An 11,509-nucleotide genomic window follows, 5' to 3' on the forward strand; every position below is an offset into this window, starting at 1 on the left:
CCCGGCGGACAAAGTTTCAGACCATATTTCGCTTCAACGATAAGCTTTTTGTTGTTGGCCTCGCTCGTGTTCATCAGCCCATTGCAGTAAACACGCCAGGCTTCAATCTTATCTTTTACAGATTTTATTTTGGAGAGATCAGGCCTTTCCTGACTAAAACCTGAAATACTGCTCAGGGAAAAAAATAAAATAAGCACGATTGATTTTGCTGGCTGCATATCAGTTTCTAATTTGGGCTAAAACAGAGCGATAAGTTTTTCCAATTGGCAGGTTGGCCTCGCCAATAGCAATCGAGGTATGAAAGATTTGCCTGATCTGGTCTTTGGCCACCGCATAACTCCGGTGTATCCTGGCAAATTTATCGGCGGGAAGTTCTTCCAGAAAGCCACCAAGCGTGGCCAGGGTCAGATAGTTTTTCTTTTGAGTGACCACTTTGGTGTAATCGCCAAAAGCTTCCAGATAAAGAATATCGCTGATGTTCAGGTAAATCACATTGTGGCCTTCTTTAAAAATGACTTTTTCGTTTTCCACCAATGAAGTATAAGCCTGTGCTTTTTCCCTGATGGCTATAAAATCACACAAGCGGTCCACAGTACTTTTAAACCTTTCTGTAGTCAGTGGCTTAAGAATGTAATCAAATACCTTCAACTCAAAACTTTGCAAAGCATATTCCGGGTAAGAGGAAATGATCACGCACAAGGGGTTATAGGTGTTGATACTTTTGAATAGCTCCAATCCGGAAATGTCGGGCATATCCACATCCAGAAACAATATATCAGGCTGGCAGCTCCTGATGCTTTCCGCAGCTTCTGTGGCATTGTCAAAACTACCGACAAGCCTGAAACATTCCTGGTTCTTAATTTCAATTTCAGCAGACACCCGGTCTAAATAACTATCGTCAACAATAACGCAAGTAAATTCATTTGTCATAGAAAGCTCATCAATTCAGATAAAATAAAAGTACATAAAAATCGGCAGGAAATATGTGGGAAAAACAGTCTTCCAAATTACTAATAATATTAGTAATTTTAGCTAATGAATTTAGATGACAACAAATCTGAAAGCTATTTCAAAGGAAGAGGAGCTCAGTTCAATCCGCATAACCGGTTTGAAAAAAATGACTATGTAAAAGCGCATGAAGAAGGAATAGATGAATGGGAAGAAGAAGATCATAAAACCTCCTTCATATTCGGAAAATCCAAGTCTATTGTCAATAAGGTAGATAGTCCTGACGTAGGGATGGCCTATTCCCTAAACCCATACCAGGGGTGTGAACATGGCTGCACCTATTGTTATGCTCGAAATGCACATGAATACTGGGGCTTCAGCGCCGGTCTTGACTTCGAGCGTAAGATCATCGTAAAAACAGATGCACCAGCACTCTTTAAAAAATTCCTGGGAAAAAAATCATGGAATGCTGCTACTATATCCCTATCAGGAAATACGGACTGCTACCAGCCTGCCGAAAGGAAATTCAGAATTACCCGCCAACTGCTGGAGATTGCTCTTGAGTACAGACAACCAATTGGTATGATTACAAAGAATGCACTTATACTCAGGGACATTGACATTCTCAGTGAAATGGCAAAACTAAATCTGTGCATGGTTTACGTATCCATCAACAGCCTCAATGAAAAGCTGCGCCAGAAAATGGAACCGAGAACTACTACTGCAAAACAGCGTCTGAAAATCGTGGAGGACCTTAGCAAAGCAGGCATCCCCATGGGGGTAATGGTAGCTCCTCTGGTACCCGGTCTAAGTGACCATGAAATTCCGGCCATCTTAAAAACAATCGCCAGTTGCGGAGCGACAGCGGCAGGATATACCATTGTAAGACTCAATGGAGCTATTGGTGGAATATTCGAAGATTGGCTGCGTAAGAATTATCCTGACCGCTTTGAAAAAGTATGGCATATGATTCAATCCTGCCACGGTGGAAATGTCAATGACAGCAGGTTTGGCGACCGCATGAAAGGGGACGGCAACATCGCACAAATGATCAGGGATACTTTCAAGCTCCATTGCCGCATTAACCATCTCAATGAAAAAAAAACAGAGCTGGACTCAAGCCTGTTTAAGGTCCCCGAAGCCCAGCTGCGTCTGTTTTAAGAGGTCGAAAAATCTATTTACGAAAGAAAATTATCCGTTTCACGGTAAGCCTGGATCACACGCAGCTCACCTTCTTTACCTTTCAAAGAGTTGCCGTGCTCCATTCCCATTACTCCTTTATAACCTTTTCCGTGAATGTGTTTGAAAAGGTTTTTATAATTGATCTCCCCTGTTGTAGGTTCTTTTCTTCCCGGGTTATCTCCTATTTGGATATAAGCTATTTCATCCCAGCACCGGTCCATATTTACGATCAGCTGTCCCTCTGTTTTTTGCATGTGGTAAATGTCGTAAAGGATTTTACAGGAGGGACTTTGAACCGCTTTACAAACAGCATATGTTTCATGAGTTTGCTGTAAAAACAATTCAGGCGTATCGCTTAGTGTCTCAAGCACCATAACCAATCCATGAGGTTCAAAGATCTCCGCTCCCGCCCTCATGGCATCAATCACATTGGCAAACTGGTTGCCATAAGGCAAATGGCGTTCATAAAATCCGGGAACAACTGTAAGCCATTTCGCATTACACCTCTTGGCTGCCTCCACCGAGCGTTTGCAGGTATCGACAAACTTGTCCTTAAATTCTTTTTTTCCTGTTGTTAATGACACTTTCCAATTGTCTCCGCCATCAACCACAAACACCCCCATCCTCATGCCAAGCTTCGCCAGCAAATCACCAATTTTTGTCTGCTCTTCAGCAGAGCGGCCAAGATAACCGTTGTCCTCAATAGATCGGAATCCCTGGTCATACATATATTGAATCTGGTCAAGGAAACTTTTTCCGGCATTGTTTTCAAACATCCCCTGATGCGGGGCATAATCCAGATTAAAGGTTTTTCCTGCAAAGGATGATTTTGCCGGTTCATCAGCTGCCATTGAACTCATTGAAGAGCCGGCAACCAATGCACCGGTAGCCACAAAACTATTCTTTAAAAATTCTATTCTGTTCATATTGTTATTCTGTTATTGGTTCATTCCTTAAATATATAGTTATTAGTTGACCATCAGTCGTTTAAAACCTTTGGTAAGGGTATCTGCAATGCTTCCGTCTTTACGGTGGTAAATAATATAAGCTTCCATGTTTTTTTTAGCAGAAACAAAGGCTATCGCCTCATCGATATTCATGGCCATAACTGCATTGTCATAACCGTCAGCCGTTATCGCATCCCTGGAGTAAACCGTCACGCTGATCAGGGAATTCTGTAAAGGATAACCTGATTTCGGGTCTATAAGATGACTTATTTTCTTTTTTCCCATTTGCAAAAATCTTCTGTAATTCCCGGATGTAGTAATCGCACCATTATTAATTGCCAGGGTGTGCCTGATCGCCGGTTCGGCATCAGGGTTTTCCGAAGGCCCCTCAATTCCGATCCTTAAAGAAGTCCCGTCAGGTTTTGGTCCTTTCATACGCAGTTCACCGCCGATCTCCACCACATATGCCTTTATTCCTTTTATGTCCAAATGCCCTGCCACCACATCAACACTATAGCCCTGTGCAATTCCATTCAGATCAATTTGCACACAAGGTATTTCTTTTTTCAGGTCATTACCTTTCAAACTTAAGAAGTTCATTCCTACACACTTCAGCATAGTGCTCACCATCGTACTGTCGGGAAATTTTTCAGCAGGCTTGACTCCAAAACCCCACATCTGAACCAGTGGTTTGACTGTTACGTCAAACCGGCCCTCTGTACTCCTATAGATCTCAAATGATTTAGTCATCACCTTCGCAAAATGCCTGTCGATCCTAATTCCTTTTGTCGAGGCATTAAATTGATTGATTGAAGAATATGGTTTATAAAGAGACATTGAAGAATCTATTACCATAAGAATACTATCTATTTCTTCTTTGGTAACTATACTGTCCCTGGCGAAATACTTAATTGTATAGTCGGTTCCCTGGGCATAACCATGAATGGTATACTGCCGCTGGTCTTCCTTTTGAAAAAAAAGAAAGGCCAGCAGCGGTATAAAGAAACCAAATATCTTACTGAATGTAAACATTCCTTAAGCGATGCTTAGATCACTTTGGTCTTCCCGGGCGTAGGTATTGGATAGAATCCATCAGCATCCGGCAACAATTTTGGTTTGGCATCCCATGCCAGTTTATCTGGAAACAAACTGTTATCCGCTTTTAGCGCTTCGTCCCATTTAATAGTCTCTCCTGAATAAGTAGCATAGCGACCAATAATAGAGGTAAAAGTACTTTTTGCTACGCGTTCTGCATCCCAGAACTTAAACTCACTTTTTGCGATTGCATCAAACAATTCATCATGCTCTGTCTGGTAAGGATTAGCATTGCCCTTTTTATCATGACTATAGATCTTCTGGCCCTTATAGTCTGTCAGTTCACCACTGTTGTCTGCTGATAAATAAACTTTGCCCTTTGTACCACTGAAGGACTCATCAACCCGATTGGAAATCCCTTCAAAATGACGGCATTGGCTATGAATGATACTTCCGTCTGCATATGTAAGCTCTAATGAGTGGTTATCATAGATCTCACCATATTCTTTATCTCGTCTCCAAGCTCGGCTCCCTGTACCCTGTACCGACACCGGATAAGCATTTTTAACCCAGTTTGCAATATCTATATTGTGCACATGCTGCTCAACTATGTGGTCTCCGCATAGCCAGTTAAAGTAATACCAGTTCCTCATCTGGTATTCCATTTCAGTTTGACCAGCCTGGCGGGGCCTTACCCATACACCTCCGCTATTCCAGTAAACCTGTCCGCCTGTAATATCGCCGATCGCACCATCCTGAATACGTTTAATGGTTTCTCGGTAATTCTTCTGATACCTTCTTTGAAGACCAACCACTACATTTAGTTTCTTTTGCTTAGCCTGCTCTGCAGCAGCCAAAACCCTGCGTATGCCTGGAGAATCCACAGCGACTGGCTTCTCCATAAAAATATGTTTTCCCTGATTTACTGCTTCTTCAAAGTGCATCGGCCTGAAACCCGGAGGTGTTACTAATAAAACGACATCTGCTAATGCTATCGCTTTCTTATATGCATCAAAACCTATAAATCTACGATCCTGAGGCACATCTACTTTATCTTTAAATTTATCTGAAAGTATCTTATAACTAGCATCCAGTCTATCCTGAAAAGCATCTGCCATAGCAACCAGCTTGAGGTTTTGCTTAGTGCTCAGTGCCTGAACAGCTGCGCCGGTTCCACGGTCACCGCAGCCGATCAATGCGATCTTTATCGTATCGTCTACCGATGAATGTGCACCGCCGCCGGCAAAAGCGACACCATTTAACATTACTCCCCCCGCGACGAGGGCGGTGGCTTTCAAAAATTCGCGGCGTTTATCACGCAATTCTTCATTGTTCATTGTAATTTAGGTTTATAGTGGTTCTTATTTTGTGAGTTTACAGGTTAATAATCTGGAATTGGTTTTTTATTATAGTATACTTCTATGTCTTCTTTCGATGGTGTTTTAACAGGTCTGACAAGTCGCAATCCAACAAACGGCGCTTCCGGAAACCACCAGTTGCTTTTAGGCATTTGCGGATCCAACTGTTTCCAAACCGGATCAGATGCCAGCCTTGCAGCAGATCTCGAATCTTTAGCCAGATCATCAAACGATCCGCCGCGTACGACCTGCGGATACAGCTTGTCGGGAACCGCGACCGGGTTCTCCGATACTTTGCCAGTGTAAAAATCAGGAATGTATTGATCGTAAGTCCATTCAGCCACATTTCCGTAAATATCATACAATCCCCACTGATTCGGTTTTTTTAATCCAACCGGATGTGTTTTCTCACTGCTATTGTCCTTAAACCATCCGTATTCGGATAATTTGGATTCATCATCTCCAAAAAAATACTCAGTAGATGTTCCCGCCCTGCTGGCATACTCCCATTCCGCTTCTGTTGGCAAACGGTAAAACACACCGGTACGGGCATATAGCCATTTACAATACTGTATGGCATTATAATGTGTCATGGCTAAAGCCGGCTGACCAGCCTTACCCATACCAAAAGTCATATCCAGATAGGGTTTTGTCGGACGTGTCACCGCATCAACATTTTCAGGGACCGGACTTACACTATGTGTTTTTTCATAATCCCTGTACAAAAAAGGTTCATAAATATCCCAGGTCACTTCGTGTTTGCCAATCCAAAAAGCAGCTAATTTTACTTTATGGAGCGGAAGTTCATCTTTTTTACCTTTTTTGCTACCCATTGTAAACTCTCCGGCAGGAATGGCCTGCATATCGAAAGACAGCGTCGTTCCGTCGATCTGTTGTTTATACGATTCTGCCTTTGCCTGGGCAGTGGCTGTTTGAGTATAAAATAATACGAGGGGAACGAAAAAAGAAAATGATAGCTTCATCTATTAATATTTGGCACAAAGTATTTTAACCTAACCGATTGAATCCCTAAAATAGATGCAATAATTGACAAACCAAAATCTGCTAACAAAAAAAGCTCCCCCGATGTGATATCGGGGGAGCCTCTATTTACGAATACTATATTATTCTATGCTTCCTTCTTCTTTCTTCTTTTTCTTGCCCGGACTTCTGTTGTCCACCACAATCCTATCGCCTTCCTTATCGTAATCGATTTCCAGGATATCGCCATCATGGATTTCGCCTTTTAGGATCTCTTCTGCAATCGGATCTTCCAAATATTTCTGGATCGCACGTTTTAGTGGTCTCGCGCCAAAGTTTGAGTCAAATCCTTTTTCAGCAATAAAGTCTTTTGCATTCTCAGTCAGTTTCACTTCATAACCCAGGTTATGAACACGGCCAAACAGCGATTTCAACTCGATATCAATGATTTTGAAGATATCTTCTTTACTTAAAGAATTAAATACAACCACATCATCCACACGGTTCAGGAATTCAGGAGCAAAAGCACGTTTCAAAGCACTTTCTATCACGCCTCTGGAGTGCGTATCCACCTGGTTCACTTTTGCAGTAGTTGAAAATCCCACTCCCTGACCAAAATCTTTCAACTGGCGTGCGCCGATGTTAGAGGTCATGATGATGATGGTATTCCTAAAATCCACCTTACGACCCAAACTATCTGTCAGCTGTCCTTCGTCCAATACCTGGAGCAAAATATTAAACACATCCGGATGCGCTTTCTCGATCTCATCCAACAGGATCACAGCATAAGGTTTACGGCGGACTTTCTCAGTCAGCTGACCGCCTTCCTCGTAACCCACATATCCTGGAGGCGCACCTACCAAACGCGACACTGCAAATTTCTCCATGTACTCACTCATGTCGATCTGGATCAGTGAATCATCGCTATCAAACATAAAGCGGGCAAGTTCTTTCGCAAGTTCAGTTTTACCAACACCTGTTGGCCCTAAGAAAATAAATGACCCAATCGGCTTTTTAGGATCTTTCAATCCCGCTCTGGTACGCTGAATGGCTTTTGTTAGTTTTTTAATCGCATCATCCTGACCAATGATCTTTTTACCAACGGTTTCGAACATGTTCAGCAGCTTCACGCTATCTGTTTGTCCAACACGCTGTAAAGGGATACCGGTCATCATAGACACCACCTCTGCTACATTATCTTCCGTCACGGTATAGCGTTTGGTTTTAGTATCACTCTCCCATTCCGACTTGGCACGGTCGAGTTCTTCCAGCAGATTCTTTTCAGTATCTCTAAGTTTAGCCGCCTCTTCATATTTCTGGCTTTTCACCACCTTATTTTTTTCAAGTTTGATCTCTTCAATCTTACTCTCGATATCTATGATATTCTGAGGAACATGAATATTGGTCAGGTGGACCCTTGAGCCTGCCTCATCCAAGGCGTCTATTGCCTTGTCCGGTAAAAATCTGTCTGTAATGTACCTGGCTGTCAATGCAACACAGGCATTGATCGCTTCATCAGTGTAAGTTACCCCGTGATGGTCCTCATATTTCTCTTTAATACGATTTAGTATCTCAATCGTTTCATCTGGAGTAGCAGGTTCAATCATTACTTTTTGGAAACGGCGGTCCAAAGCACCATCTTTTTCAATATACTGACGGTACTCATCTAAAGTAGTCGCACCGATGCATTGTATCTCGCCTCTAGCCAAAGCCGGTTTAAACATATTTGAAGCATCCAGCGAACCTGAGGCACCACCGGCACCAACAATAGTATGGATTTCATCAATGAACAGGATCACATCAGTTGATTTTTCCAGCTCGTTCATCACCGCTTTCATGCGTTCCTCAAACTGCCCGCGATATTTTGTTCCCGCTACCAATGAGGCAAGATCTAAAGTAACCACGCGTTTATTGAACAACACCCTGGAAACCTGACGTTTCACAATGCGCAGTGCCAGTCCTTCCGCAATAGCAGATTTACCAACACCCGGTTCACCAATTAAGATTGGATTGTTTTTCTTACGGCGCGATAAGATCTGTGACACACGTTCAATTTCTTTTTCACGTCCTACGATCGGGTCAAGCCTTCCTTCCTCAGCGGCTTTGGTCAGATCTCTTCCAAAGTTATCCAAAACAGGGGTTTTAGATTTTATGTCAGAAACCTTTTTAGGACTGCTGAAGCTTTCTTCCTCGCGGTAATCATCGTCACCTCCGGTAGAAGCGCTATTCTGGACGTCATCTCTGAACCCGTTCTTGTTCACTTCTACTTCCTGTTTGAATATCTCGTAATTTACACTGTATTGCAACAAGATCTGCGACGCAATATTATCGTCATCACGCAGGATAGAGAGCAGTAAATGCTCGGTTCCTATCAGATCGCTTTTAAAGATCTTAGCTTCCAGGTAAGTTATTTTTAATACTTTTTCGGCTTGTTTTGTCAACGGAATATTACCCAGATTTACTGTAACACTTGAGGTCCCTCTAACAGAGTCCTCTATTGAGCGCCGCAGTTTTGAAGTATCGACTCCTAATGATTTTAATATCTTAATAGCCATGCCATCGCCTTCGCGAATGAGACCCAGCAATAGATGTTCCGCGCCTATATAATCGTGACCTAGTCTCAGGGCTTCTTCCCTGCTAAAAGAGATCACATCTTTGACCTGTGGAGAAAATTTAGCTTCCATATATAACCTTTCTAAATCCGGAATGCCCTAAACTAAAAAATTTGTTTAATAAAAGCATCCCCGGCTTTTTTTATTTTATCAACAATTACGCCAGTGGACACTAAATAGATGTTGCTACTGCCGTTATTTCACAAATGTTACTAATCTTTGACCTATTATTTAGCACTTATTTATCAACAGTTCAACATTGATCATCACTCCGGAAAGCTTTTTTTAACTGTTTTAGGTATAGCCAAATCCCTTTGTCGTATAAATGTAATGATTTTTATGCAATTATATTACTGTCAAAACCGGGAGTCTTTAATTAAAAAACTATCAAAATGGCAGACTTTTGCCGGTCAGCAATTCGCGACAGCTTTACTTATCAGCAATTTATCTTGCCGTACTCCAGAACACCTACCCCTTCCCACGAAGATTATAGATCCATTCTTGTTCCACCTTCTTCAAATGATGCTTTTATCAGGAATTCCGCAGCACCGGTCTGCAGTATCCGGCTGAGATCATGTGGAGTGCCGGCCATCCTCAGGTATATGCCAGGAAATCCGGCTACCGTCCCGAGCCGGTGTCTGTGCCAGCAAAAAAAACAGGGATATAAAATTAACAGCATACTGTGGACAATTTGTTTCCTGTATCTTTTCAAACAATTCATCTGTCTAAATTTATTGTCTGTGATTAATTTCAGTGTTCAGCAAACTGTTAATGTAAACATATAAAAAATCTTTGACAGGTGTTTTCTTATCTTTGCAGAAAACGGGCCTAAGTATGTCCCCTTTTCTGCTAAAACTATACTAACAAAAAATAATGAGTTCAGAAGAAAAAATAATATTTTCGATGGCAGGGGTAAATAAGATTTACCCTCCTCAGAAACAAGTTTTAAAGAACATATATCTATCCTTTTTCTACGGCGCAAAAATTGGCGTCATCGGCCTCAACGGATCTGGAAAATCATCCGTTTTAAAGATTATTGCCGGAATTGATAAAGCCTTCCAGGGTGAAGTAGTTTTCTCTCCCGGATATACCGTAGGCTATCTTGCCCAGGAACCCGAACTAGACAATGAAAAAACAGTCAGAGAGGTCGTAGAAGAAGGTGTTGCAGAAATTACGGCGATATTAAAAGAATACGAATCCATCAACGAGCAATTTGGCTTACCGGAGGTCTATGAAGACGCTGACGTAATGGATAAACTAATGGCTAAGCAAGGCGAGTTGCAGGATAAGATAGATGCAGTAAACGCCTGGGAGCTTGACAACAAACTGGAGCGGGCAATGGATGCGCTGCGCTGCCCTGATCCTGATACCAAAATCGGAGTATTGTCTGGTGGCGAGCGCCGCCGGGTTGCTATGTGCCGTTTATTATTGCAGGAACCAGATGTTTTGTTGCTCGATGAGCCTACCAATCACCTTGATGCAGAGAGCATCGACTGGCTGGAACAGTTTCTGAAAGAGTACAAAGGAACTGTCATTGCAGTTACTCACGACAGGTATTTCCTGGATAACGTAGCCGGATGGATTCTGGAACTGGACAGGGGTGAAGGGATTCCATGGAAGGGAAATTATTCTTCATGGCTGGACCAAAAAGCCAAGCGCCTGGCACAGGAAGAAAAAACAGAAAGCAAGCGTCAGAAAACACTGGAACGTGAGTTGGAATGGGTCCGTATGGCACCAAAAGCAAGGCATGCAAAATCCAAGGCACGCTTATCCAATTACGACAAACTGGCCTCTGAAGACGGCAAAGAAAGAGAAGATAAATTAGAGCTATTTATTCCTGCGGGGCCAAGATTGGGCAATGTGGTCATTGAAGCCAGCAATGTCACCAAGTCATATGGTGACAAGATCCTGTTCGAGAACCTGAGTTTCTCCCTGCCCCCTGCGGGGATTGTAGGCATTATTGGCCCTAACGGAGCTGGTAAGACCACACTTTTCAGGTTGATCACAGAACAGGAAGTTCCTGATGCTGGCACCTTCCGAGTTGGCGAAACTGTTGCATTGGGCTATGTTGACCAGATGCACAATGATCTTGACCCCGAAAAAACGGTATACGAAAATATCACCGATGGTTTAGATAATATTCAACTCGGCAATAAAGCAGTAAATGGCCGGGCTTATGTCTCTAAATTCAATTTCAATGGCGGCGACCAGCAAAAGAAGGTGGGCGTTTTATCAGGCGGAGAGCGCAACCGCGTACACCTGGCCATCACACTGAAAAAAGGAGCCAATGTATTGCTGCTCGATGAGCCGACAAATGACATAGATGTAAATACACTCAGGGCACTGGAAGAAGCACTGGAAAATTTTGGCGGCTGCGCGGTAGTCATAAGTCACGACCGTTGGTTCTTAGACCGGATCTGTACGCACATCCTGGCTTTCGAAGGAA

10 protein-coding genes are annotated in these 11,509 nt (G+C 42.7%); 2 read left to right on the forward strand and 8 right to left on the reverse strand.

All coding sequences use genetic code 11. The annotated features are described in order from the left end of the window. On the reverse strand, window positions 1-218 hold a 218-nt coding region (locus VK541_RS09180; protein ID WP_324369190.1), incomplete at its 3' end, for a hypothetical protein. A 1-nt stretch (window position 219) separates the two neighbouring features. Further along, a complete protein-coding gene (locus tag VK541_RS09185; protein ID WP_324369191.1) occupies window positions 220-930 on the reverse strand; it encodes a LytTR family DNA-binding domain-containing protein in 711 nt (236 codons plus the stop codon). Between the two features lie 105 nt (window positions 931-1,035). Here VK541_RS09185 and VK541_RS09190 point away from each other — a divergent pair, with 105 nt between their 5' ends. Beyond that, window positions 1,036-2,109, forward strand: coding sequence for a PA0069 family radical SAM protein (locus VK541_RS09190; RefSeq protein ID WP_324369193.1), 1,074 nt, complete (start codon window positions 1,036-1,038; stop codon window positions 2,107-2,109). 17 nt (window positions 2,110-2,126) lie between these two features. On the opposite strand, the gene VK541_RS09195 is transcribed toward VK541_RS09190, so the two are convergent. From VK541_RS09195 to VK541_RS09220, 6 genes are all read right to left on the reverse strand, one after another. Continuing rightward, on the reverse strand, window positions 2,127-3,056 hold the full coding sequence (locus tag VK541_RS09195) for a hydroxypyruvate isomerase family protein (protein WP_324369195.1): 930 nt from the start codon (window positions 3,054-3,056) through the stop codon (window positions 2,127-2,129). A 42-nt stretch (window positions 3,057-3,098) separates the two neighbouring features. Beyond that, on the reverse strand, window positions 3,099-4,109 hold the full coding sequence (locus VK541_RS09200) for an FAD:protein FMN transferase (protein ID WP_324369197.1): 1,011 nt from the start codon (window positions 4,107-4,109) through the stop codon (window positions 3,099-3,101). Window positions 4,110-4,123: 14 nt separating this feature from the next. Then, window positions 4,124-5,449 (reverse strand): Gfo/Idh/MocA family oxidoreductase, encoded by a 1,326-nt coding sequence (locus VK541_RS09205; protein ID WP_324369199.1) that lies wholly within the window; start codon window positions 5,447-5,449, stop codon window positions 4,124-4,126. A 44-nt stretch (window positions 5,450-5,493) separates the two neighbouring features. Further along, entirely contained in the window at window positions 5,494-6,453 is a 960-nt protein-coding gene (locus VK541_RS09210; protein WP_324369201.1) for a formylglycine-generating enzyme family protein, read from the reverse strand. Between the two features lie 141 nt (window positions 6,454-6,594). Next, on the reverse strand, window positions 6,595-9,135 hold the full coding sequence (locus tag VK541_RS09215) for an ATP-dependent Clp protease ATP-binding subunit (protein WP_324369202.1): 2,541 nt from the start codon (window positions 9,133-9,135) through the stop codon (window positions 6,595-6,597). Window positions 9,136-9,550: 415 nt separating this feature from the next. After that, window positions 9,551-9,742 (reverse strand): hypothetical protein, encoded by a 192-nt coding sequence (locus VK541_RS09220; RefSeq protein WP_324369204.1) that lies wholly within the window; start codon window positions 9,740-9,742, stop codon window positions 9,551-9,553. Between the two features lie 194 nt (window positions 9,743-9,936). Between VK541_RS09220 and ettA the strand changes: the two genes are divergently transcribed. Then, window positions 9,937-11,509, forward strand: a 1,573-nt coding sequence (gene ettA / locus VK541_RS09225; protein WP_324369207.1) for an energy-dependent translational throttle protein EttA, incomplete at its 3' end; no start/stop codon positions are given.

The sequence above is a fragment of the Pedobacter sp. genome, from assembly GCF_035317785.1.
GTDB lineage: Bacteria > Bacteroidota > Bacteroidia > Sphingobacteriales > Sphingobacteriaceae > Pedobacter.